Origin of the sequence: Streptomyces sp. NPDC088246 (assembly GCF_044741025.1) — a bacterium.
Classification (GTDB): domain Bacteria; phylum Actinomycetota; class Actinomycetes; order Streptomycetales; family Streptomycetaceae; genus Streptomyces.
Window position 1 is genome coordinate 189393 of the sequence record NZ_JBIURV010000002.1, and the last position, 24491, is coordinate 213883.

Consider the following 24491-nt stretch of genomic DNA (forward strand, 5'->3'; position numbering starts at 1 on the left):
TGCGGACTACTGCGGGGGGTTGCCGTGCTTGCGGGACGGCAGGTCGGCGTGCTTGGAGCGGAGCATGGCGAGCGAGGCGATCAGCACCTCGCGGGTCTCGGCAGGTTCGATGACGTCGTCGACCAGACCGCGCTCGGCGGCGTAGTACGGGTGCATCAGTTCGGCCTTGTACTCCTTGACCATGCGGGTCCGCATGGCTTCCGGGTCCTCGGCGTCGGCGATCTGCCGACGGAAGATGACGTTGGCGGCACCTTCGGCGCCCATTACCGCGATCTCGTTGGTCGGCCAGGCGTAGGTCAGATCCGCACCGATGGACTGGCTGTCCATCACGATGTACGCACCGCCGTAGGCCTTGCGCAGGATCAGCGAGATCCTCGGCACAGTGGCGTTGCAGTACGCGTAGAGCAGCTTCGCACCGTGCCTAATGATTCCACCGTGCTCCTGATCCACCCCGGGCAGAAAGCCGGGTACGTCCAAAAGAGTGATGATGGGAATGTTGAATGCATCACACATCTGGACGAACCGGGCCGCCTTCTCCGACGCCTCGATGTCCAGGACACCGGCGAGGGACTGCGGCTGGTTGGCGACGATGCCGACGACCTGGCCGTCCAGACGGGCCAGGGCGCAGATGATGTTGCGGGCCCAGCGCTCGTGGATCTCCAGGTAGTCGCCGTCGTCGACGAGCTCCTCGATGACCTTGTGCATGTCGTACGGGCGGTTGCCGTCGGCCGGCACCAGGTCGAGCAGGACGTCGCCGCGCCGGTCGGCCGGGTCGTCGCTCGCCGCGGTGGGCGGGTTCTCCCGGTTGTTGGACGGCAGCATCCCGATCAGGTAGCGGACCTCGGCGATGCAGGTCTCCTCGTCGTCGTACGCGAAGTGCGCGACGCCCGAGGTCTCGGCGTGCACGTCGGCGCCGCCGAGGCCGTTCTGGCTGATCTCCTCACCGGTGACCGCCTTCACGACGTCCGGTCCGGTGATGAACATCTGGGAGGTCTCGCGGACCATGAACACGAAGTCGGTGAGCGCCGGGGAGTAGGCCGCGCCGCCCGCGCACGGTCCGAGCATCACGCTGATCTGCGGGATGACACCGGAGGCCCGGGTGTTGCGCTGGAAGATCCCGCCGTATCCGGCGAGCGCGCTGACGCCCTCCTGGATACGGGCGCCCGCGCCGTCGTTCAGCGAGACCAGCGGGGCACCGGCCGAGATGGCCATGTCCATGATCTTGTGGATCTTGGTGGCGTGGGCCTCGCCCAGCGCGCCGCCGAAGATCCGGAAGTCGTGCGCGTAGACGAAGACCGTACGGCCGTCGACCGTGCCCCAGCCGGTGATGACACCGTCGGTGTACGGCTTCTTCTGCTCCAGGCCGAAGCCGGTCGCCCGGTGCCGGCGAAGCTGCTCGACCTCCTTGAACGAACCCGGGTCGACCAGCAGCTCGATGCGCTCACGCGCCGTCAGCTTGCCCTTGGCGTGCTGCGCCTCGGTCGCCCGGTCACTCGGTCCGCGCCGGGCCTGCTCGCGCAGCGCCAGCAGTTCGGCCACACGGCCACGGGTGTCACTCGGCTCGCCCGGGGTTTCGTCCACAACGGTCATGTACCGACCCTACGAAGCCGGGCAAGTAAATCCTGCCGTCGACTCCGTACAGTCTCCTGACCTGTTTCCTGGTGGAGCCTGACAGAACCTTGGGGGCATGCAGGCGAAGTACCAGCCCTTACGGGTCCGTCTTTGTGTGAGTCCGACAAAGGGTCACTGTGGTCTGCTGCACACTCGTGTCAGCCTCGGAGTGTGGTCCGCTCGGGGGGCGGGCCCTTGCGGACGGCATCCGGCCGGTCCCGCACCGCTCCCTCGCCCGTCACCGGAGCGGGACGCACAGCGGAGTTCCGCGAGGATACCCCGGCCCTGCGTCCCCGCTCCTCACTCCTCCTGAGCCCCGGCGCCTACCGGACCTCGCACCGCAGGGTGCCCCCCTCCGTTCCCGGCTCGACCCTCAGCACCAGCCGTCGGCCGGTGGCACGTACCTCGATCCCCGGGTCCGCCGAGACGACCTCCCGTACCGGCCGCTCCCAGACCACGTCCACCGGCGCACCGGTCCGGTCGGGCCGGCTGACGCACACGGTCGTGGAACGCCGTCCCTCCCGTACGAGCACGCTCGCCGCGGCCGTGACGGTGAGCGGACCGGCCGTACCCGGCTGCCAGAAATTGGCGGCGGTCACCCCCAGCGAGCGGACGGCGACCGCCTGCGCGGCGGCGGTGTTGGCGTGCACGGTCAGCCAGTGCCGGTCGGCCGCGCGGGCGGCGACGGTTCTGCGGGAGGCGCCGGGCATCAGCAGATAGACGTACTCGGCGTCGACCGGGTCGGTGCCGTGGTCGAGCCAGAGGGTCTGGTAGCGGCGGGTCCGGCGCTCGGTGGAGCTGGTGGTGTTGATGTCGGACCAGGCGCCGGTGCGGTCCTCGCGCAGGGTGCGCAGGTCGGCGCCGGCGGGGAAGACCCAGCCGCCGTGACCCGCGAGGTGGGCCCAGCGGGGGCCGGTGCGGTCGTCGACGGTGAGGGGGGCCGTGCCGTCCTCGCCGAGCATGCGGTTGTCGACGATCGTCTCGACGGGGACCTTGTCGGTGCTGGTGATGCCGGCGCCGAGGCAGATGACCGTGTCGGCGACGCAGAACCATGACTTGCGGGCGTCCAGGGTCGAGCCGAGGCCCTTGAGGTGCTGGCCCACTGCGCCGAATTCGCCGTCCGTGGCGCCGCCGACCCATTTCACCGCGGGTTTGGGCGCGCCCCATTCGCCACCCGCCTTGTCGGCGAGCCGTTTGGTGGACACGGTCGTTCCGGGCAGGCGGTAGAAGTCGACGGTCGGCCAGAACCAGTCGGTGTACTGGTCGTTCTCCTTCCCGCCCGGCCACCAGTAGAGCATTCCGGCTCCGGTGTGCCAGCCGCGCGGATTCTCGCCGTTGCCGCACTCGTAGTGCGAGATCCGCTCCGAGGCCATGGAGATGCCCGCGGCCCAGTCCGGGCGGCGGTGCACGGCGCGGGCCATCTCGGCGAAGAGGTGGTGGCCCACCCGCTCGGGCGCGGCCGGCACGGCTGCGGCCCGGACCGCGTGCAGCCGGGCCAGGTCCGCGATGCCGAACTGGCGGGCGGTGAGGATCGGGCTGGTCCGGTCGCGGGCGATCCAGCCCTTGATCATGCCGTGCCACCGGTCGCGCTCGGCCACCGAGGCACCCTCGGCGAGCAGGGCGATCCCGGCGATGATGCCCTGCCCGTGGAAGTGGTCGCCGCGCATCACCTGAAGCTCGTCGCTCTTCAGGTAACCCCGGCTGATGGCACGGCCGTTGACACTGTCCATGACCAGGCCGTTGTAGATCAGCGGCGCGTAGGCGCGCTCGACGCTGTCCAGGATGATCTGCCGGTTGGGATCGGTGACGGCCCAGGTCGATCCGGCGAGCAGGGCGAAGAGGCGGCCGAGGCCGTCGAGCATGACCTGGCCGTAGGTGCCGGAGTAGGCGACGGTGGTGTGCTGGATGAACGACCCGTCCGCGTACAGGCCGTCCCCCTCGGTGACGTACGGGAAGACGGGTGACAGCGCGTCCCTGGCCAGTGCGACCTTCGCGGGCGCCCTGCCGAGGACGCCGCGCAGGGCGACGGAGCGGCACAGGTCGACTCGGTTGGCGCCGGTGGAGGTGCCGCTGTAGTCGTGGAGCACGGCGTCGGGGATGAAGTGGTCGACGGCGGCGCAGGCGGCCTCGACGCGGGCCGTGCCCAGGTTCTCGTACAGGACGGACGTGATGTCCATGAGAATGCGCGGGCTGCCGATCTGCCACTCCCACCAGTTGCCGTACGGGGTGACGGAGGAGTGGTAGGCCGTCCGGGCGAGGTGGTCGTAACCGCGGATGATGTCGGCGAGCAGGGCGGCGTCGCCGGTCGATCCGGTGCCGGGCTGGGCGTACGCCTGGGTCATCGTCCACAGGCGGCTGTATCCCTGGGTGATGCCGGACGGCGGGTTGTACGTGATGCCGGGCCACAGCGAGTCGGCGGCCGGGCTCATCGTGGCCCAAAACCCCCGGGCGAGCGTGCCGATTTCGGCGAGGCGGGAGGCGTAGGGTTCGGCGGCCGCATCGAAGCCGGCGCCGAGTGCGATGCCGGCCCAGCGCAGGCGGAGGGTGTCGAACTCGTCGGCCTCGGCGGCCACCGCGGCCGTCGCGGAACCGGGGAGGGAGACCGCCAGGGCGGCGGCGGTCGAGAGGGCGAGCAGGGTACGGCGTGACCATACGGGCGGGTTCGGCATGTACGGCTCCAGTTCGTCAGGGGGAAGGCCATCGCATGCAGGTGCGGGACGGGTGCCCACCATGCGCACCCGTCCCGCATCCTGCGCTCTCAACTACCGCAATGGAAGCGTGCGTCACCCCAGTCCGCGTGGTCGTTGCCGTTGCCGTCCCCGCCGTCGCCGACGACCAGTTCGACGTACTTGGCGCCGGTGGTGTCCGCCGTGAGCGACCACGCGTTGTCGGCCGCCTTCAGGACCGGAGACTTCACCTTCTCGGTGCCGTCGGCCGTGACGCTGAACTGCACGCTGCCGCGTGAGGTCTGTACGTCGTCCACGCCGACCTGAGCGGTGAAGGAAGTGCACCGGCCGCCCAGGTAGTAGCGGATCTTCGCCGGGGCGTGGCTGCCGAGGCCCTTGGTGTAGACGGTGCCGCCGATCTTCAGCGGGGTGCCGTCGCCACTGCCCTGCTCTCCGTTGGAGAGGTCCCGCTCGACGGGTCCCCAGCCGTTCTCGGAAGCGGTCCAGTCCAGGTCGCTGGCCCAGCTGTCCGTGGTGGGCGGCGGCGGCAGGGTCCGTACGGAGGTCTGCGCGCCGAGTGTGCGCCGTGCGCCGCCGACCGTGTACGTCACCTCGGAACTCAGGCTGTACGTCCGGTACTTGGCGTCCACCGGCGGGGTGACCTGCCAGCTGCCGGTGACCTTGGCGCCTGCCGCGACCGAGTCGAAGGTGACGGCGCCCGCAGGCTCGGCCTTCCAGCCCTCGGGGACGGTCAGGCTCAGCGCGACACCGGTCGCCGCGGTGGCCTCGTAGTTGGTGAAGCTCGCCTTGACGGTGTTGGCCGTGCCCGGCTCCAGGGTCTCGGCGACCGGGTCGACGGTGAGCGTGCCACAGGCGGCGAGTTCGCCGGCCGGGGCAGGGCCGAGGTCGGTCACCGTGAAGGAGTCGAGGACGAAGTCGGCGCCGTCGGGTGCGTCGCCGCGCTTGCGCAGTCCGGTCCAGGTGTCGCCGCAGCCCGCGGTGACGGTCTCGCTGAAGTGGCCGGTGGTGCGCTGCTGTCCGATGGGGGTGGTCCGGGTCTCGACCGAGTCGGGCTTTCCTTCCGCGGTGATCCGGTCGTAGCCGTCGACCCACTCATAGGCGCCGGCGTGGCTGGACTGGTAGTCGTACTCGACCTTGTAGCGGTGGCCGTCGGCCATCGGCACGGTCCAGGGGGCGGTGCGGTAGACGAGTCCGGTGTTCTCCTCGTGGGCCTTGAGGGACTCCTTGCCGCCGATGACGTCGTCGACGAGCTTTCCGTTCCAGCCGGCCTGGGTGTACGGGGTGTGCAGCTGGGAGATGACGGTCCGGGGGTCGGTGGAGCCGCCCGCGTCGCCCTTGAGGAAGGGGCCCCAGCCCTGGTCGACGTCCTCGAAGTCCTCGTACACGACGGTGTTCTTCCTGGTCGCGGGGGCGCTCGCGACGATGCGTACGTCATCGGCCCGGACGCTCGCCGAGCCGCCCTTGGCGGCCTCGATACGGAGGGTGGCGCGGCCGTCGGCGGGGGCGGTGAAGTTCACCTTGGCGCGCTGGAAGTACGTACCGTGCCAGTCGGACGCGGCGACGTAGTCCTCGGCGGTGGAGCGGTCCACGGCGACGGACTTCCCGCCGATCGAGAGTGTCGTGTGCCGGGTCCGTCCGGGCTGGACCTCGATGAGCGCGGACGCGGTGTAGCGCTTGCCGGGCTTGAGGCCGTCGATGCTCTGCGAGAGTGCCGCCGTGCCTGTGCCGGAGAGCTCGGCGCTGTTGCGGCCCTGGCCGTCGGTGTCACGGGCGACGGTTCCGGTCTTCGACCAGGCGTCGAGGCCGCTGTCGTTGAAGCCCGGGTCGTCGACCGGGGTGCCCTCGCCCCACTTGGGGTCGGCGGCCTTCGGCGCGCGTTCCGGGTAGAGGACGTAGGGCTGACCGGCCTCGGCCGTCAGCGTGATCTTCCCGTCGGCGGGCTTGACCGTGCCGGCCTTGACCCGGCCGTTGTCGGTGAGCTTGTAGACGGTGTACGCGCCCTTGGACGGCACCGCCCAGCTGCTCGTACCGCCGGACTTGCTGTAGTGGTACAGCTTCTTGCCGCCGTCCCACGGCAGCAGGTAGTCGGTGCCGCTCAGAACCTTGCGGCCGTGGTCGTAGAAGGTCCGCTTGCCGTCCTCGACGGTGCCCCGGACATCGCCGGTGAAGGTGATGTCATGGCCGTCCCAGCGGGTGATCTTCTGCTGCTGGAGGTACTTGGCGGGCAGGTCACGCTGCCAGATGTTGTCGTAGAAGGCGTTCCAGTCGGTCTCGTTGGTCCAGCCCTCGAACTCCTCGATGGCGGTCTGGCCGAGGACCGGATCATTGTTCCAGACGTCCTTCTCGTCGTTGCGGATGAACCGGATGATCTTCGAGTTGAGGCCCTTGTTGGTGGCGCCGCCGTAGTCGAGGTCATTGGCCCAGTGCGACCAGAGCGAGCCGCGCTCGAACTTGTCGGCCCACTCGGTGGCGACGTTCCAGCCCTGCTTCTGCACGGACTGGAGGGTCTTGTCCGCGATCCAGCCGTGCGTGTAGTAGACGTCGATGTAGAGCAGGCTGAGGTTGGGGTCCGTCTCGTCGCGCAGCTGCTGGAAGCGCTTGGCCAGGTCACCGCTGTTGATGTCGCGGCGCTGGTCGATGTAGTAGCTCTGGCCGAGCCAGTTCCAGCCGGGCCTGGTCTTGTCGACGAGCTTCTCGTCGAAGGCCTTGGCATCCGGGTACGCCTCGGTGGCGTTGACGTGGACGCCGAAGGTGGCGCCCCACTTCTTGCCGTCCTTGAGGAGTGCGTTGAGATCCTTCAGCCCGCCGGCGCGCTGGTTGTAATTGCCGCCGTAGTCGGGGTGGGCGGAGTCGTGGCCCTCGGAGGCGTACCCCTTGAGGAGCGCCATCTGCCCGAGGCCGTCGGTGGCGAGCGAGATCCGCTTGACGTCGTCCAGGGTGCGCAGGAAGGGGTGGGTGGCCTGGCTGGCGAAGTTGAACGGGATGTGGGTGATGACCCGGTCCGGGGTGTCCTTGCTGCCGGGCGCCGTGATGCCGATCGAGCGGAACGCGACGGCTCCGTCCTGCCAGTCGACCGACTTGTCGCCGTTGGCGTCGGGAGTGACGACCACCTTCGCCCAGGGGAGGTTGTCCCCGCTCTCCGGCTGCGATGCGCCGTCGCCGCGGTAGGTCCACTGCCCGGACCAGACGCCGACCCGGACGCTGCCGTCGTCGGCCTTGCGGGCCTGGTGCCAGAACCGGGCGTCGTCGCCGCCGGTGGCGCCGGAGGGCTTGTCGTACGAGGAGTTGGACTCGACGGCCGCAGCGAGGGAACCGGTGTTGACAAACGCGTACGAGGCACCGACCGGCGCCTGGTCCGCGGCGGTGTCCGGAGTGACCCGGGCGAAGACGTCGGCGGTCTTCGTCGAGTCGTTGTCCAGTCTTGTGAAAGCGGTGGCGGCGCCGGTGTCCGTGGAGCCGACGGAGACCAGGTCGTGGCCGGGAATGTCGATGGTGCCGACGCGGAACGCCTCGGTGTCACGGACGGCCGTCACCTTGAAGGTGGTGGCGCGTCCGGAGACGGAGAGCGAGGCGTCGATCTCGATGCCGGGCAGGTCGGTGAAGGTCAGCGTGTAGCGGGCGGTCGAGGCGGTGACCTCGGGGGCGCCCTTGAGCTTCACGGGGTGCGCGGTGCCGTTGAGGGTGACGGCGGTGACCTGCTGCGTACTGCCGAGCAGCTGATCGCCGCTCGCCTTGTCGGTGTACGCCAGGACGCGCGGGAAGTCGTCGGCGACCGCGACCGAGAGCTGCGCGGACCGGATGACGGTGGCGTCCGCGGGTACGGCCGACTCGACTGCGGCGGGTGAGGGGGCGGCGGCTGTGGCGGGGAGCGCGGTCCCCACCAGCGCCAGGACGGCGGCTGAGGCGGCGGCGACAGCGCCCGCCGAAGTGAATCTTCGCGACATGTGCTCTGAGTAGTCCCCGTGTCCGGACACCGTCAACGACGTACGGCTCCTCGGGGCGCTCCAGTCCAACAACCGCGTTGCGTAAGTCCAAGTGGACGGTACGCGTCCACCGGCCGACGTCTTGAGGGCGGGGCATCGGGGAACGGAGCGGGACGGCCGGACCGCCTCGCGTCCCGGGCCGATCGCGCCGGTTACGGTACGCGGTGCCGGTGTCAGGTACGGCGTCTCGCGGCACGGCGGTCGTCGGCGCCGCCGGACGGGTCGGGATCGGTGTCGGCGCTGCCCGGCCCGTTGGGTTCCGCCGGGTCGGCGTGCTTGCCGTCCGCCCAGGTCAGGGCGGCCACCAGAGAGCGGAAGGCGGTGCGGTAGATACGCGGGCCGGTGCCCGTGTGGTGCTGGAAGTGGTGGCGCAGGTTGGCGGGTGTGCCCAGTCCGGTGCGCGCGGCGATGCGCTCCACCGGCTCGTCCCCGCGCTCCAGCAGGCGCTGCGCCGCCTGGACGCGGGTGCGCAGCAGGTACTGGAGCGGGGAGAGCCCGGTCTCGGCCTGGAAGCGCCGGTTCAGGCCGCGGACGGTGAGCCCCGCGTGATCGGCGATGTCCTTCAGCGTCAGCGGGCGGTCGAGGTGGGCCTCCATCCACCGGATCGTGGGCCCGAGGGAGTGCGGGCCGGCCCGGTGCCGGGACGCGACGGGTGGGACCTCCTCGGCATCGGCACCGGCGGGTGCGTGGAGCTGTATGAAGACCTGCCGCTCCGTCTCGATGGCGACCGGTACGCCGTGGTCCAGGGTGATCAGGTGCAGGCAGAGATCGAGGCCGCCGAGCACTCCGGCCGCGCTGTGGAACGGGTCCGCGTCCACGACGGCCCCCTCCGGGTCGACATCGATACGGGGATGGCGCCGCGCCAGCTCCGCCGCGTACCGTCGCCCGGTGGCCGCCCGGCGTCCGTCGAGGAGCCCGGTGGCGGCGAGGGTGAACGTCCCGGTGCCGAACGCGCCGATGCGGGCTCCCCGGTCCGCGGCGGCCCGCAGGGCGTCGGCGACCCCGGGTTCCGGCTCGTCGCGGAAACCGGCGTGGCCGGGCAGCAGTACGGTGTCGGCGTCCGCCAGCCCTTCCAGGCCCCAGGGCGTGTCGATGGCGAAGGGCGCCGGGGAGCCTGTCCCGCGGAAGCCGGGAGCGGTGCAGTACCGCAGCTCGTACGCGACATGCGGGTGGTGCCGGGCGGCTGTGCCGAAGCACATTCCGGGCCCGGTGAGTTCATGGCCCGGCACTCCGTCGAGCGCGAGGACGGCGATCACTGACATGTCCAGAATTTAGCCGAGGGTGACATCAGGACCGCTTTTTCCGGGCGGGCCCGGTACGGAGGATGGGTGGTGCGCGGCACCGGAAGCGAGGGGACGCCCGGTAGCCGGTTCGCACGTCCACCACACGCACGACGCGCACGACGCGCATCGCAACGAAGGAATCACCCGTGTTCACACGCAGTTCGCCTTCCGCCGCCCCGTCCCGGTCCCGCAGCTCCCTCTCCCGCCGTGCGGGACGGCTCGCCACCGTCGCCCTGGCCGCGACGGCCTGCGTCACGGCCGTGTCCGGCAGCGCCAACGCCATCGTCAACGGGCAGGAGGCCACGCAGCGTTACCCGTTCATGGCCACGCTCCCGCAGACGGCCAAGTTCCCAACGGGTGACGGCGACACGATCGACGTACGCGCCCAGTGCGGCGCATCGCTGATCACCTCGCGCTGGCTGGTGACGGCGGCCCACTGCGTCAACCCGGAAGCGTTGGACGGCGTCGTCCGCATCGGGTCCAACGACCGCGAGTCCGGCGGCACCGTGCGCCACATCAAGCGGACCGTCACCCACCCCGCCTACGACGTCGAGTCCAACCCCAGCAGGAACGACATCGCGCTCGTCGAGCTGGACCGACCGGTCAAGGAGAAGCCCATCCGCATCGCCGACTCGGTGGGCCGTCCCGGCACCCCGACACGCCTGCTCGGCTTCGGCACCGTCCACGACACCGACTACCTCCCCGACGCGGTGTTCCCGGACAAGCTCAAGCAGCTGGACACCCGCATCGGTGCCGTGAACGAGTGCTCGCCCGGCCGCGCCGACAAGACCCGGATCTGCACGATCAGCAAGACGCCGGGCGCCATGGCCTGCTTCGGCGACTCCGGCGGCCCGCAGATCCAGCGCGGCCGGGACGGACGCTGGGAGCTGGTCGGCGCCACGTCGGGCGACGGCGACACCGACCCGACCTGCGGCACCGGCCCCGGGATGTACACCAACGTTCCCGCGTACTCCAAGTGGATCGACAAGACCATCCACTCGCACCGCTGACGCGGCACGTACCCGGGCGGGCGGGCCGTCCGTCGCCCGCCCGGGTACGCCCTGACCACCGCAGCTCCCCCCGCCCCCACCCTCGGATAGATTCTGAATATGTCCGTAATCGCTGTTCTTGTGCCCGACAGGCTCCCCGGACACCAGCTCACCACCCCCGGACTGGTCTTCGGGACAGCGACGGTCGGCCACCCCGACGCCGACTACGAGGTACGGCTCTGCGCCGCTCCCGGCCTCACCGCCACAGGGGCGCCCGCACCGCTCCGGATCTCCCTCCCGTGGGGGCTCGACTACCTCGCCGACGCGGACGTCGTCCTGATCCCCGGCCAGGACGGCGACGGTCCCCGCGACGAGCCCGCCGCCCCGGTGCTCGCGGCGCTCCGGGCCGCGGCCGCACGCGGCTGCCGCATCGGCGCGATCGGCACGGGAGTCTTCACCCTCGCGGCCACCGGTCTCCTCGACGCCCGCCGCGCCACGACCGGCTGGCGCCACACCGAGGAACTTGCCCGCCTCCACCCCCGTATCGAGGTGGATCCGGTCGGCACGGTCGTGACCGACGGCCCGTTCCTCACCTCGGCCGGGATCTTCGGCGGCATGGACGTCTGCCTGCGTCTGCTGGCCCAGGACCACGGTGAGCGGGTGGCCGGTGAGACGTCCCGGGAACTCCTCACCCCGCTCCTGCCCCACGGCGACCGCGTCCAGGAGACCATCGACCGCGAACTCACCGAGAGCGCAGGCATCGAACCGACGCTGCGCTGGCTGGAGACCCGCCTGCACCTCCCGCTGACCCCGGCGGACATCGCCGCGCACGCGGGGATCAGCGTCAGCAGCCTCAACCGTCGCTTCCACGCACAGACCGGCGCCACCCCGCCCCAGTACCTGCTGCGCCGGAGGCTGGAGCGGGCCCGCGAACTGCTGGAGGACACCGACGAAGGGGTGGAGCGGGTGGCGGCCCGGTGCGGTTTCACCTCGCCGGCCAGCCTGCGCCACCACTTCTCCCGGCTGACGGGCACCACACCACGCGCCTACCGCAAGAGCCACCGAGCGGCGCGCCCGGCGGCCGATGCGTGACGGCGACTCCTCACCAGCGGAGGGCGGTGAAGTCGATAGGCCGGGGCCGCAGCAGCGCCGTGCGTTCCGCCAGCGCGTGCAGCCGCCGGGACATCTCGTCGGCGTCCCGGCGCTGCCGGTCGCCGTGGCCGGGCAGCACCCACTCGAACCGCAGCTGCCCCGCCGTCCGCGCCAGGGAGGCGGCCAACTCCTCGATGGAGTACCAGGTCACGCTCTCCGCGACTTCGAGATCACCGGTCGTACGCGACCAGTAGAAGCTGTCACCGCTGAAGCAGTACCGGTCGTCCGCGAGATAGAGCACGCTGCCCCGCGTGTGGCCGGGCAGCGGATGGGCGGTGACGCCCTCGCCGATCTCCACCGGGTCGAGCCCCCGGATCACCCGGTCCGCGTCCGGCGCCGCGTCGAGGTCCCCTTCGTGGATCCACAGCCGGGCGCCGAAGTGGTCGGCGTAGCGACGCCCGTGCGCGGCGTGGTCTCGGTGGGTGAGCAGCACATCGGTGACGGGCCCGGTCGTCGCCACGTACCGCTCGGCCAGTTCGGTGCTCCAGCGCGGGGTGTCGATCATCATGACCGTGCCGGACGGGCGCCGCAGCAGATAGGAGTTGGCGCCGGCGGTGTGTTGCGAGTTGTGCCCGCAGACCAGTACGCCGTCGTCCAGCGCCATCGGGAACGGGTCGAGCGAGGGGTCCGGCTGTCCGGACGCGGGCCGGATCGAGCGGGTGTGGCAGGCGAAGACGGCGGCATGTAAGCGCCGGTTCTCCGCCTCGTCGCTCGGTTGCCGCAGGATCCGCGACGCCCCTTCCTCCTCTCCGATCAGCTCGGGTGCGAACTGTCGGGCCACGTCGCAGTTGGTGCAGCGGTCGTCCACGTACCAGTCGGTCATGGCAGGACTCCTTCCACTTCCACGGAAACGACCCCGTCGAGGGCCGCCGTTCCAGGGATAGCCCACGCGCAGCCGGAACCGGTAGACCCTGCCGATCTTGTATCTCGGTCCCCGGGTCTATCTCGTCGACACGCCGCGCCCCACCCCCGCCGACGCCTCGAACTCGCACCACACCACCTTGCCGGGGTCTCGCTCCCCCACCCCCCACTTGTCGGCGAGCGCCGCCACCAGCAGCAGCCCGCGGCCCCCTTCCTCATCCGACGCCGCCCAGGAATCTGCGAGACACACCTCCCCGTCGCCACTGTCGTGGACCTCGATGCGCAGGGTGCCGTCGGCCGGCTCCAGATAGAGGTGGAGGCGGAACCCACGACCGGGCGGGACACCATGCAGCAAGGCATTGGTGACGAGTTCGCTCACGCAGAGCAACACGTCATCGGCCCGGACGTCGCACGCCCAGTCGACCAGAGCCTCACGCACGAACTGCCGTACGAGTGGGACGGATCGGCGTTCCCGGCGGTGGAACACCTCGCGAAAGTAGGGGAGCTGAGTTGTTTCGTTCACGCGGCCAAGGTCACACAAAGTCACTAGCGTTGATCAGTGCGTGGGGTCGTACAAAGCAGTTGTACGGCTTCTGACGGGTCATCCGGAGTTCGTGACGGGGAGAGGCAGTTCATGCAACCGGCAAAAAAGAAGAGCAAACGGATCACGTCCTGGCATCTGATCGGTGCCCAGTTGGCGACGTTCCGCAAGGCGGCCCGAATGACACAGACGGCCCTGGCCGATCAGTGCTGCGTGGGCGAGGACACGATCGCGTCGATCGAGCAGGGGCGCAGGGCGCTGCAGTGGGACTTCGCGGTCCAGCTGGATGAACTGCTGGACACGAAGGGGGCGTTGCAGGTCGCGGTGTCGAAGGTGCCGCAGAAGGAGCGGTTCCCGGCGTTCGTACAGGACTACGTGGAGTACGAACAGGAGGCGGTGACGCTGCTCTCGTACCAGAACCAGGTGGTGCCGGGGTTACTCCAGACGGAGGGGTACATCCGCTTCGTCTTCTCCTGTCTCTATCCGCCACTCGAAGAGGAGGAACAGGAGGAATGGGTGGCGGCCCGGCTCGACCGGCAGAAGCTCCTCGAACGCAAACCCCGCCCCATGCTGCACTTCCTGCTGGAGGAGAGCATTCTGCGCAGCGGGATCGGGGATCCCACCATGCTGCGGCAACAGATCCGGCACCTGCGCCGATGCATGGAACTCCCCTTCCTGGGGCTTCAGATCATGCCGATGAAGCTGCCGAAACACGCCGCGCTCGATGGCCCGATGGTGCTGCTGGAAACCCCCGATCACGACCACTTCGCCTACGTGGAGGGCCAGCTGACCAGCTACCTGCACGAAGACCCAGATGACGTCAGCGTGCTCCAGCAGAAATATGGGATGCTGCGTTCGCAGGCGCTTTCCGTCGAGAAGAGCGCCCGCCTACTGGACGAACTGCTTGGAGAGACATGACCCGCGCAGCACACCCGGCTCCCCGCTCGAAGACCCTCGCCTGGTTCAAGTCCAGCTACAGCGGCAGTCAGGGCGGCGACTGCCTCGAAGTCGCCTACGACTGGCGCAAGTCCAGCTACAGCAACGACCAGGGCGGCGCCTGCGTAGAAGTCTCCGCCCACCCCGCCGCCGTGCACATCCGCGACTCCAAGGTCACCGACGGTCCCGTCCTCACCGTTCCCCCCGCCGCCTGGGCCGCCTTCCTCGGCCTCGGCCTCACAGCCTGAGGGTCGACACCACCGGGATTTCGGCCCCCACGTGCGCCGGACCGTTGGGCCTGATCGCCGGCTCGGCAACCTTCGACGAGTCGCGGCTTCCAGTTGTCGTGTCATCGCGAGCCCGCCGATCTCCGGTACGACCACACCGATCACCGCATCCAGCACCGCATCCGTGCGCTCCGCATGCCCGCCCGCCTGAATGCGCCCATCCTGGCCATCCCGGCCGACGGCGGCCTGTATCAGCAAGGCGAGGTCCACGCCGGCCCGCACCGACGGGCATCGGCACCACGATCGCGCGTCGAAGCCCGATCGGGCCTACGAGGTCCGGCTGATCCGTTGAGGTTGCCGCGCCTCCTCTGTGCTCGCCGGCAGTGCTCGCCGGCCGGACGAACGCTCCCGGACGACGTCGGCAGACTCGGCGGCAGACTACTTCCCGGAGCAGGCCGCAAACCGACAGGTTTCGGTCATGCGGTCGACGGTTGCCCCGTCAGAGGGTTCGCCCCGTGTCCCACGGCTTGTGTGCCGAGGCCCGCGGCTATGGTCTGCCCTTCGACTACAGGGAGTGCGTCATGCGCAAGATTTGGCTGTCCGTGGCTGCGGTTGCCGCCGCTGCCGGGCTACTCACGGCGTGTTCGGGTGCGAAGGACTCCGCCGACTCCGCGAAAGAGGGCGCCCCGACACCGGGGACGGGGAGAGCCTGGAGCGAGGAGGCCTCGGCGGCGAACCCGTCGAGGGACGTCAAAATCGTGAAGTCAGGGTTCGAGGGCCATCGGGCCCGGGGTCATCGCGCGTACGTCGTGCACTACACGATCAGGAACGGCGGGAGCGGGGCGGCGAGTTACTTCGCGCAGTTCGAGTTCCTGGACAAGGACGGGGATGTTCTCGGGAACACCGGGGTGACGGCCGACAAGCTGGGCCCCGGGAAGACGAGGACGGGGAGCTCGGCGCCACGGGACGCGGAGATCGAAGACGGCACCGTCAAAGACATCGCGTCCGTGCGCGTCACGCACGTCGAGCGCACGTGACGCGCGTACCGGTCACTTCCGCACGTCGTCCAGCAAAAAGATTTCAGAGCCCGGTCGAAGATCTTCTTCAGCAGCCCATTCGATTGGCCCGACTTATATCCACTGCTGGTGGGGTTACGCATACCTGACTCGCGCGTCAAGGTATCAGTCACGGTGAACGCTACCCGCGCCTTGGTGCCCTCGCCTCGTTATAGGCGCGCCCCTCACTTGCCCGAGCCTTCTCCTCAGCGCTCCCGCGTGTACGTCACGATCCACGCAATGGTGAGAACAACTCCGAGTACCCCCACGCCGAAGATGCCGAAGGCCGTCCAGATCCCCTTTCCGTCCACCGCGGAGCGCACCCCGCCGGCGAGCCCGCCGACGGCCATGCAGATGCCGAGGACGAACGCCCGTGAACTCCGGGGGCGCAGCCAGTGCCACAAGTTCGGACGGCGGCGACCAGGCGGCGGGCCTGCGGAGTGCTTCACCGGCACCTCACCTTTCCTGGTTCTGCCGAGGCTTCCACATGGGTGTCACCGGGTTCCTTCTTGGACGGGGTGTAGTAGAAGTCGATTCCCGTCGCCACCACGGCGACCGGCGCACCGAATATCTTCCCCCGAACTTGCCGGTCGTGTTGATGAACGTGGGGCGGTGGTTTTTCCCCTTTACATCTTTACGTCGCTCAGGATGACGAGGTCCCCGTCGGACGGCGCCGAGCGCGGGTCCGCCATCGGCGCACCGTCCGCTGCATACGGGCGGCGGCATGCGCTTTGAGGCCGGCCCACTCTTCTTCGAAGGACATGAACCCTCCCGGTGATCGCGATGGCCGGCGCCACTGACGTGCCAAATCCGGTATTGGACGGTCCGGCGGTACGCCGCATCGGTCAGCTCGGCTCAGGACCTCGGCAGTTGACCATGCTAATCCGTCACACAGTCGAATCGACGAGGTGGTGCCCCTCGCCGAGGCCCGGCGCGGCCGACGTGGTGTGAGACAGCGGCACGGGGTGCCCCCGTCCGGGCGGACAGGGGCACCCCGTGCGGGTCGATGCGTGCGGAGGTCAGCAGCCGCCGCAGTTGTAGTACGTCACGTCCCAGTGGCTGCCCTCGTCCGCGTAGATGTTGCCGGAACCCGCCTTGTACTGGGGTGCGCCGTCACCGCGCAGTCCGATGTAGGTGAAGACACCGTGGACGTAGTTCGTGAGGCAGGTGGACTTGCCGAAGTCGAGCTTGTACCCGTTCCAGTGCGAGTACGTACCGCTGGCGTGCCCGGTCTCGGTGCCGCCGGTGATGTTCAGCGCGCAGCCCGTGGCGCTCTTGAGGGTCTGGGCGCCCTGGGCGGTGGCCAGGTTGAGCTGGTCGAACGAGGTGCAGGTGGCGACGTTGCGGTTGGAGCAGCCGCCGGAGGACGACCAGGTGATTCCGGAGGAGCTGAACCGGGCGGTGGCCTGTGCGTGAGTGAGCTTCGTGTCGGCGTGGGCCTGGGTGGCGCCGCTGCCGAGAACGCCGACGCCGGGGGCGAAGAGGACGCCGAGGACGAGGGCGAGGGCGGTCAGGACAGGGCGCAGCGTCATACGGGACACCATGGGGGGACTCCTCCTGCTCATGACAAATAGGGGCAGGGAGATAGTGCCCGAGTTCTACGCGCGTCCGCCAGTGGGCGAAAGGGACGGATGGCGGCAGGCGGACAGCCCTCCGCAACAATCCGCAGCCCGGATGTTGAACTTTGAATTAGATGCGGCTAGAGTCAATCTCGTTGAAGGTTAAACAACAACTTCGACCGCCACTCGACCACGTCCCCCGAGGAGGAGCCATGGCTCTGTTCAACCGCAAGAACAACAACGCCCCGTCCGCCACCGCCGTCGCCACCGCCCCCGTCGTGGACCCGGCCCTGGCCGCCCTCACCGGCGACTACACGATCGACCCGGCGCACTCCAGCATCGGATTCACCGTGCGTCACGCCATGGTCACCAACGTGCGCGGCACCTTCGGCGAGCACGAGGGCAGCCTGAAGCTCGACGGTCACAACCCCGCGAACTCCGCCGCCTCGATCGAGGTCAAGATCGCCAGCGTCGACACCGGCATCGCCGACCGCGACGGCCACCTGGTCAGCGGCGACTTCTTCGACGCCGAGAAGTTCCCCCTCATGACCTTCCGCTCCACTCACGCCGAGCAGCTCGGCGGCGACAAGTACCGCATCACCGGCGACCTCACCATCAAGGACGTCACGCGTCCCCTCGCCATCGACCTGGAGTTCAACGGCTCCGCCACCGACGTCTACGGCAACGAGCGCGTCGGCTTCGAGGGCGGCGCGGACATCCTGCGCTCCGACTGGGGCCTGACCTGGAACGCGGCGCTGGAGACCGGCGGCGTGATGGTCAGCGACAAGGTCAAGCTCAACTTCGACATCTCCGCGATCAAGGCCGCAGCACCGCAGGCCTGACGCCTCCCACTGCCTCACGCCTGAACCCGAGCGCCCCCGCCTTCCCCCCTCCCCCGCCTGGGGCCGGAAGGCGGGCGCTCGTCGTCCGACCGGACCGCTCCCTTCGTACGGCCCCTGCGGACCGGCCGGGCGCACCCCGTGTCGTCGCTCCCCGAGCACCCGCTCGCAGACATCGCGCTCCGCCGCCGAGAAGGCCGCGCGTGGGTCAGGCAGTCAGGCCGGCGTCCGCTTCCCGGTGCATGCCCATGCACAGCGCCCAGATGACGAGGATGTTGACGACGATCAGCACCATGGCCCACAAGGGGTAGAACGGCAGCCACAGGAAGTTGGCGATCGCGCCCAGACCGGCCACGGCGACACCGAAGAAGCGTGCCCACAGGGCTCCGATGAATACGGCGCAGCCGGCGAGGACGAGGGCGATGCCCAGAATGAGGTGGACCCAGCCCCAGCCCGTAAGGCTGAACTCGAACAGGTAGTGGCGCACCACGACGAACAGGCGGTTCTTCGCGATGGCCGCGATCCCCTCGAAGATCGCCATCGCTCCGCCGACGATCATCAGGACTGCTGCCAGGACTGTCGTACCGGATGCGGGCGCGTGCGTGGGGCTCGGCTTCGTGCGGCTCGGTCCGGGTCCGGTGGTGTCACTGGCCATTTCGATCTCCTTGGGTGACGTAGCCGTGATCCCCCGTTTCAGCGTGTCACGACGGCTCTGCGTCGGCACTCCGGGCGGCACACGCTTCAGTCGTCGTCCGTCCCCGATTCGCCGACCGTCTGCTCCGACCAGATCACCTTGCCCGTCTCGGTGTAGCGCGTGCCCCAGCGTTCGGCGAACTGGGCGACGAGGAACAGTCCCCGGCCGCCCTCGTCCGTCGTCGCCGCGTAGCGCAGATGCGGTGAGGTGTTGCTGGTGTCGGACACCTCGCAGATCAGGTTGCGGTCGTACAGCAGGCGGACCTCGATCGGCCCTGTTCCGTAGCGCACCGCGTTGGTGACCAGTTCGCTCAGGATCAGCTCGGTGGTGAACGCCTCCTCGTCCAGGCCGCGCTCGCTGAGCCACTGGGCGACGTTCTTGCGGACCCCGGCGACGGCCGCCGGATCGGTGGCCACGGCCCATTGCGCGACCTGGTTCGGATCGAGCGTGCGGGTGCGGGCCACGAGGATGGCGACGTCGTCGGTCGGCGGCCCGGACAGCATCGCGTCGAGCACGTCGTCGCAGGTCTCCTCCGGCGTCCGGTCGCGACCGGCGAGAGTGGCGCGCAGCAGCTCCAGGCCGGCGTCGATGTCCCGGTCGCGGCTCTCGAGAAGACCGTCCGTGTAAAGGACCAGACGGCTTCCTTCGGGTACGTGGAACTCGGCCGCCTCGAAGGGCATGCCACCGATGCCGAGGGGCAGACCGACCGGAACCTCGGGAACTTCGACGCTGCCGTCCGGGAGGACCAGCACGGGCCCGGGGTGGCCTGCCCGGGCCACCGAGCAGATTCCGGAGACCGCGTCGTAGATCGCGTACAGACAGCCGGCTCCGGCGATCTCGGCGCCGTCACCGGCCGCCTCGTCCTGGTCGATCCGGCTGACCAGTTCGTCGAGATGTCCGAGAAGTTCGTCGGGCGCGAAGTCCAGCGCGGAGAAGTTGTGAATGCTGGTGCGCAGCCGCCCCATGGTGGCGGCGGCGTGCAGCCCGTGTCCGACCACATCACCGACGACCAGTGCGAACCGGGCGCCGGACAGCGGGATCACGTCGAACCAGTCGCCGCCCACCTCGGCCCGCGCCGGCAGATAGCGGTGGGCCACGTCGAGGGCGTTCTGCTCGGGCAGGTCGCGGGGCAGCAGGCTGCGTTGCAGCGTCACGGCCATTTCGTGCTCGCGTGTGTACCTGCGGGCGTTGTCCACGCTGACGGCCGCCCGGGCCACCAGTTCCTCGGCGAAGGACTGGTCGTCCTCGTCGAACGGTTCGGGATTGCCCGCGCGCCAGAAGTTGGCCAGGCCCAGGATGACGCCGCGTGCGTGCAGCGGTACGGAGAGCACCGAGTGGAATCCGTAGTCCAGGATCTTCGAGGCCCGCTCGGGGTCCCAGTACCGCCACCCCAGCTGCGCGATCACCTCCGGCCCCAGCCCGGCCTCGCCGATGTTCACGCACATGGCCCGGGTCCTGGAAGGAACGAATCCGACCAGTCGGCCGATCGAGTACAAGGGCTGGTCCGGGTCCGTGGCGGCGATGGCGGTACGGCGCATGTCCAGCGGGGCACTGTCCGGCGTGGTCGGTTCATCCCCGGGGAGCGCGAGGTCGGCGAGGTCGACGCTCGTGACGTCGGCGAATCCGGGAGTCGCCACATCCGCCAGCTCCTGGGCCGTCCGGCTTACGTCGAGGGTGGTGCCGATCCGGGCACCGGCCTCGTAGAGGAGCAGCAGGCGTTCATGGACGATTTCCGCCCTGCCTGTGACCTTGCGGAGCTCGGTGGTGTCCCGCAGGGTCGCCACGGTGGCGGGCGGCCCGCCACCCGCGCCCGCCGGCCGGAGGTTGACGGCCAGCAGCCGGTTGCGGACGCGCAGGACCTCGTCCGTGACGGTCCGGCCGGAGGCGAGCAGTTCCACAATCTCCGGGTCCAGCCCGAGGTCCGTCAACGCGCGGCCCTCGGCATCCGGGGGAAGGGCGAGCAGTCTGCGGGCCTCGTCGTTGACCAGCGTCAGCCGGTGGTCGGCCCCGACGATGAGAACGGCCTCGCGGACCGCGTGCAGCACCGCGTCGTGGTGCTCGTACATCCGGGTCATCTCTGCCGGTCCGAGCCCGTGTGTCTGACGGCTCAGCCGTCTGCTCAAGAGCACCGCGCCGCCCGCGGTGACCGCGAAGGCGGCCACCCCGACGGCAATGCTGAACGGGATGGACCGGGCAGCCACGCTGTTCACCGACCTGTCGGTGAGCCCGACGGACACCAGGCCGGCAACCGAACCGTCGAGCCGCTTGACGGGTACCACCGAGTTGATCGACGGCCCTTGAGTGCCGGAGAAGCTCCTGGTGAAGCCGTGGCCGGCCACTGCCTCTTTGTACGGGCCGACGATGTGCTTGCCGATCAGCGCGGGGTCGGGGTGGGTGTAACGGATGCCCTGGGGGCTGGCCACGACGACAGTATCGACATGTGTCTGCCGACGGACCTGCTCCGCGCGTGGCTGCAGGATGGCGGTGGGGTTCTTGCTGTCCAGTGCCGGTACCATCCCGGGCGAGTTGGCGAATGTCTCGGCCACGCTGAATGTGCGCAGCCGGGCCTCCTGCAGGCTGTCGCTGCGGCCCTGCAGCACCAGCGCGATCCCGCCGCCGGCGATGAGCAGGAGTACGAGCCCGAGCACGAAGCAGAAGACCTGGCCGGCCACGGTGCGCACACTGAACAGGGACAGCAGATCGCGGCCCGGGGAGCGGTGAGTCATGTCCCGACCGGGCGGCGCGGGGGTGGCTTGGCCCGAGCGCCCCCCATCGTGCCGATGTGGTCGCCGGACGGAGCGTCGCAACCTCGCCCGGAATCGGCCGATACCAGACATAACTTCAGGTCTAGCATGAATCGCACCTGCCCGAGAGATGGCCGGTCAGCGGCTCAGAACCCGCCTCCGTCGAAGCCGCCGCCCCCGAGGTCGCCGCCGCCGAAGCCGCCGCCGTCGAAGCCCGAGGAGTCGAAGTCGGAGCCGGAGAAGTCCCCGCCGCTCCAGTCACCGCCGGAGCCGAAGTCACCGCCGCCGTACTCCGCCGCGTACGCCGGGCTCGACAGCGCCGAGCCGAGCAGTGTGCCGACCAGCAGGCCGGGGAGCAGGCCGCCGCCGAAGTAGCCGCCCGCCCAGGGGCCGTACGCCGGGCCCGCCTCCCAGTACGGGCGGCGGCGGCCGTCGCCTGTGTCGACGGTGCGGCCGAGCGGCTCCTCGCCCTCGCGCAGCCGGATCTCGTCCGCCGCACAGACCGGGACCTCACGGGCCGTTCCGCCGGACGGGGACCACTGGACGTCGGCGACCGAGGGGCCGTGGCGCGGGTCGAAGAAGCACGGCGGGCGGCGGGCGGGCGGTTCACCGCCTTTGCGGCGGGCCTCCAGGACGGCGAGGGAGAAGCGGCCGTCCTCCAGGGCCTGGGTGACCCCGCGCACATCGGACGGGCGCTGGGCCTTCGACATGCGGATTTTGGCGCTCTCGTAGGAGTCGAGCGCCCGCTCGTAGTCGGCGCGCATGCTGTCGTCGGCGCCCGGCTCGGCGGGGTGGAAGTCGAGCCGGTCCAGGGTTTCGCCGTACGCGGTGATGTCCTCGTCCACGACGACCCGGAGCTTGTCGAGTGCGGCCCGCTCCTCGGTCTCCTTGCGCTGCCGGTTGCGCCGGAGGATCGTGTAGGCCGCGCCGCCGCCCAGCACCAGGATCGCGCCGACCGTGATCAGTCCGACGGTGGACGATGATCCGTCGCGCGCGGAGGAACCGCCCCAGGAGGCGGGGGCCCTGCCCCTTGCCTGTTCGACGGCCCGGTCGACGAAGGCGTTCAGCTGGGTCGCGGCGTCGGTGTCCGTGCCGGGTGTCTTCACGGCGGCGGTGAGGTTCTGGACCGCTCGGGTGGACATCACCCGGGGGTCGGCGCCTGCGTTGAACCCGTTGCCGAGACGGACCGCGTAGACGCCGGTGATGCCGGTGTCGGTGCGCAGGGTGGTGAGCAGGTTCTGCTCGGGAAACGCCGAGGTCCGCGGCAGCACCGCCACGAACACGGGCTTGTCGGCGTCCTTGATCTTCTTCGTCAGGGCGGCCGTCTGGCCCGGGGAGAGCTGGTCGGCGGTGGCCGGGTCGACGTACACCGGACTCTTGCGCAGCGCCTGCGCGACATCATTGATGGTGGATGCACCGACCGCTGTGGGCGCAGCGGGTGCCATGGCGAGCACGACCACCGACAGGATCAGCAGCAGGCCGGCCAACAAGGTCGGGAACAGCCTGTTCCGCATATATCGAAGCTAACCCAGGTGGGCGGCTCGTGCGCCACCACCCACCTGGGCCTGCTTCCTCCTCACGGGACCACGCGGCCCGGTACGCCTTCTTCAGCTTCGCCACCGCACCGGTGGGGCCGCCGGTGAGCAGCAGATGGTCCCGCGTCGGCGAGCTGCTCGGACACCGCGGCGGTCAGCTTCCCCCGGTCTTCTGCGCGGTGGCCGCACGGTCGGTGTCCCAGGCCGCGGCCTGCGCAGCCACCCTTGGCAGAGGGGCGGCGAAGGCCGTGGGGGCGGCGAGGGCGAAGAGTGCGGCTGTGGTCGTCATCGGAGTCGCACGAGAGGGCGTGGGGGGCTCCCGTTCGTTTCTTCGGAAGGGGCGCGGCTGCGCGCTGTGCGGCTACGCGTCGCGGGTGTGGCGGATCGTGTCGCGGTACCACTTGGCGCTGTCCTTGAGCGTCCGCTCCTGTGTGTCGTAGTCGACGCGGACGATACCGAACCGCTTGTCGTAGCCGTAGGACCATTCGAAGTTGTCCATCAGCGACCAGGCGAAGTAGCCCCGGACATCGGCCCCTTCCGCGCGGGCCGCGGCGACGGCGGCGATGTGGTCGGCGAGGTAGGTGGTGCGGTCGGCGTCGTGGATCCGCCCGTCCTCGGAGACGGTGTCGTCGAACGCGGCACCGTTCTCGGTGATGACCGTCGGGACGCCGTACTCCTTCTCCAGGCGCACCAGCAGGTCCGTGAGGGCGGTGGGAGTGATCTCCCAGTCCATGGCGGTACGCGGCAGGTCGCGCTCCACGCCACGGGTGACGGGCAGACCGTCGGCGCCCACCGGGGAACCCTCCTCCGTGACGCCGGAGAAGAGCGTGCCGCGGTAGAAGTTGACACCGAGGATATCGATCGGAGCGGAGATGACAGCCAAGTCACCTTCCTGGACCGGGAGTTCGGCTTTCTGCCGGGCGAGGTCGGCGATGACGTCCTCGGGGTAGGCGCCCTTGACGATCGGGTCGAGGTAGAGGCGGCGGCCGAGCCCGTCGGCGCGGCGGCAGGCCTCGGCGTCCTCGTGGCTGTCGGTCTCGGGTGTGGCGGTGCCGAGGTTGAGTGTGATGCCGAGTTCGAGCTCGTTGCCGCGGGCGGCGGCCGTCTCGCGAATGTGCTGCGAGGCGAGGCCGTGGCCGAGGAGCAGATGGTGGACGGCGCGGATCGCGTCGCCGAAGTTCTTCCGGCCGGGGGCCTGGTTGCCGTACGCGTAACCGAGCATGGCCGAACACCAGGGCTCGTTCAGCGTCGTCCAGTGCTTCACCCGGTCACCCAGTGCGTCATGGGCGAGCGCGGCGTACTCGGCGAAACGGTAGGCCGTGTCACGGGCCGGCCAGCCGCCCGCGTCCTCCAGCTCCTGCGGGAGGTCCCAGTGGTAAAGGGTGATCCAGGGCGTGATGCCCTTGGACTCCAGCTCGTCGACCAGACGCTTGTAGAAGTCCAGCCCCTTCGCGTTGGCCGGCCCCCGCCCGCCCGGCTGGATGCGCGGCCAGGCGAGCGAGAACCGGTACGTGTCGACGCCCAGGTCCGCGATCATCTGCACATCCTCGGGCATCCGGTGGTAGTGGTCGCAGGCCACATCGCCGTTCTCGCCGCGCACGACCATGCCCGGCACCCTGCAGTACGTGTCCCAGATGGACGGGGTCCGGCCGTCCTCGGCGGCCGCTCCCTCGATCTGGTAGGCGGCGGTGGCGACGCCCCAGCGGAAGTCGGCGGGCAGGCCGGGGACGGCCTCGGCGGCGATCTCGCGCGCGTATCCCTGAGGGGTGACGATGTCCATGGTTCTCCTGTGGTG

General features: G+C 69.8%; 19 protein-coding genes. 6 read left to right on the top strand and 13 right to left on the bottom strand.

The window, feature by feature from the left end; genetic code table 11:
• Positions 1-6: 6 nt before the first annotated feature.
• The 4 genes from ACIPEK_RS03495 to ACIPEK_RS03510 all read right to left on the bottom strand — a co-directional run bounded on the left by ACIPEK_RS03495 (position 7) and on the right by ACIPEK_RS03510 (position 9543).
• Positions 7-1590: an acyl-CoA carboxylase subunit beta gene (locus tag ACIPEK_RS03495; RefSeq protein WP_401990061.1), complete on the bottom strand. Its 1584-nt coding sequence runs from the start codon at positions 1588-1590 to the stop codon at positions 7-9.
• A gap of 344 nt (positions 1591-1934) precedes the next feature.
• A complete protein-coding gene (locus ACIPEK_RS03500; RefSeq protein ID WP_401990064.1) occupies positions 1935-4280 on the bottom strand; it encodes a polysaccharide lyase 8 family protein in 2346 nt (781 codons plus the stop codon).
• Between the two features lie 89 nt (positions 4281-4369).
• Entirely contained in the window at positions 4370-8242 is a 3873-nt protein-coding gene (locus ACIPEK_RS03505; protein ID WP_401990067.1) for an endo-alpha-N-acetylgalactosaminidase family protein, read from the bottom strand.
• Between the two features lie 212 nt (positions 8243-8454).
• A complete protein-coding gene (locus ACIPEK_RS03510; protein WP_401990070.1) occupies positions 8455-9543 on the bottom strand; it encodes a GlxA family transcriptional regulator in 1089 nt (362 codons plus the stop codon).
• Positions 9544-9710: 167 nt separating this feature from the next.
• On the opposite strand from ACIPEK_RS03510, the gene ACIPEK_RS03515 reads away from it, so the two are divergent.
• Both ACIPEK_RS03515 and ACIPEK_RS03520 read left to right on the top strand, forming a co-directional pair.
• Complete coding sequence (locus ACIPEK_RS03515; protein WP_401990073.1) at positions 9711-10574, top strand: S1 family peptidase; 864 nt, start codon at positions 9711-9713, stop codon at positions 10572-10574.
• A 99-nt stretch (positions 10575-10673) separates the two neighbouring features.
• Positions 10674-11645, top strand: coding sequence for a GlxA family transcriptional regulator (locus ACIPEK_RS03520; RefSeq protein WP_401990076.1), 972 nt, complete (start codon positions 10674-10676; stop codon positions 11643-11645).
• Between the two features lie 10 nt (positions 11646-11655).
• On the opposite strand, the gene ACIPEK_RS03525 is transcribed toward ACIPEK_RS03520, so the two are convergent.
• Positions 11656-12528 carry an MBL fold metallo-hydrolase gene (locus ACIPEK_RS03525; RefSeq protein WP_401990078.1) on the bottom strand — a complete coding sequence of 291 codons (873 nt, stop codon included), beginning with the start codon at positions 12526-12528 and terminating at the stop codon, positions 11656-11658.
• Positions 12529-12645: 117 nt separating this feature from the next.
• Entirely contained in the window at positions 12646-13089 is a 444-nt protein-coding gene (locus ACIPEK_RS03530; RefSeq protein WP_401990081.1) for an ATP-binding protein, read from the bottom strand.
• A 111-nt stretch (positions 13090-13200) separates the two neighbouring features.
• On the opposite strand from ACIPEK_RS03530, the gene ACIPEK_RS03535 reads away from it, so the two are divergent.
• From ACIPEK_RS03535 to ACIPEK_RS03545, 3 genes are all read left to right on the top strand, one after another.
• Entirely contained in the window at positions 13201-14025 is an 825-nt protein-coding gene (locus tag ACIPEK_RS03535) for a helix-turn-helix domain-containing protein (RefSeq protein WP_401990084.1), read from the top strand.
• The gene (locus ACIPEK_RS03540; RefSeq protein WP_401990087.1) at positions 14022-14291 is read left to right on the top strand and encodes a DUF397 domain-containing protein; all 270 of its coding nucleotides are present in this window, start codon (positions 14022-14024) and stop codon (positions 14289-14291) included. The genes ACIPEK_RS03535 and ACIPEK_RS03540 overlap by 4 nt, the downstream gene beginning before the upstream one ends.
• 560 nt (positions 14292-14851) lie before the next feature.
• On the top strand, positions 14852-15307 hold the full coding sequence (locus ACIPEK_RS03545) for a hypothetical protein (protein WP_401990090.1): 456 nt from the start codon (positions 14852-14854) through the stop codon (positions 15305-15307).
• Between the two features lie 224 nt (positions 15308-15531).
• Here ACIPEK_RS03545 and ACIPEK_RS03550 read toward each other — a convergent pair whose 3' ends face one another.
• Together ACIPEK_RS03550 and ACIPEK_RS03555 are read right to left on the bottom strand one after the other, a co-directional pair.
• Positions 15532-15774 (bottom strand): hypothetical protein, encoded by a 243-nt coding sequence (locus ACIPEK_RS03550; RefSeq protein ID WP_401990093.1) that lies wholly within the window; start codon positions 15772-15774, stop codon positions 15532-15534.
• Between the two features lie 570 nt (positions 15775-16344).
• Entirely contained in the window at positions 16345-16869 is a 525-nt protein-coding gene (locus ACIPEK_RS03555; protein ID WP_401990096.1) for a hypothetical protein, read from the bottom strand.
• A gap of 227 nt (positions 16870-17096) precedes the next feature.
• Between ACIPEK_RS03555 and ACIPEK_RS03560 the strand changes: the two genes are divergently transcribed.
• On the top strand, positions 17097-17726 hold the full coding sequence (locus tag ACIPEK_RS03560; protein ID WP_401990099.1) for a YceI family protein: 630 nt from the start codon (positions 17097-17099) through the stop codon (positions 17724-17726).
• A 205-nt stretch (positions 17727-17931) separates the two neighbouring features.
• Here the strand turns inward: ACIPEK_RS03560 and ACIPEK_RS03565 are convergent, their stop codons facing one another.
• The 5 genes from ACIPEK_RS03565 to ACIPEK_RS03585 form a co-directional block, all read right to left on the bottom strand.
• Entirely contained in the window at positions 17932-18378 is a 447-nt protein-coding gene (locus ACIPEK_RS03565) for a hypothetical protein (RefSeq protein ID WP_401990102.1), read from the bottom strand.
• A gap of 86 nt (positions 18379-18464) precedes the next feature.
• Positions 18465-21143 (bottom strand): SpoIIE family protein phosphatase, encoded by a 2679-nt coding sequence (locus ACIPEK_RS03570; RefSeq protein WP_401990105.1) that lies wholly within the window; start codon positions 21141-21143, stop codon positions 18465-18467.
• Between the two features lie 164 nt (positions 21144-21307).
• The gene (locus ACIPEK_RS03575; RefSeq protein ID WP_401990108.1) at positions 21308-22675 is read right to left on the bottom strand and encodes a hypothetical protein; all 1368 of its coding nucleotides are present in this window, start codon (positions 22673-22675) and stop codon (positions 21308-21310) included.
• Positions 22676-22850: 175 nt separating this feature from the next.
• Positions 22851-22985 carry a hypothetical protein gene (locus ACIPEK_RS03580; protein WP_401990110.1) on the bottom strand — a complete coding sequence of 45 codons (135 nt, stop codon included), beginning with the start codon at positions 22983-22985 and terminating at the stop codon, positions 22851-22853.
• Between the two features lie 72 nt (positions 22986-23057).
• Positions 23058-24476 carry a GH1 family beta-glucosidase gene (locus tag ACIPEK_RS03585; protein ID WP_401990113.1) on the bottom strand — a complete coding sequence of 473 codons (1419 nt, stop codon included), beginning with the start codon at positions 24474-24476 and terminating at the stop codon, positions 23058-23060.
• Positions 24477-24491: the final 15 nt, after the last annotated feature.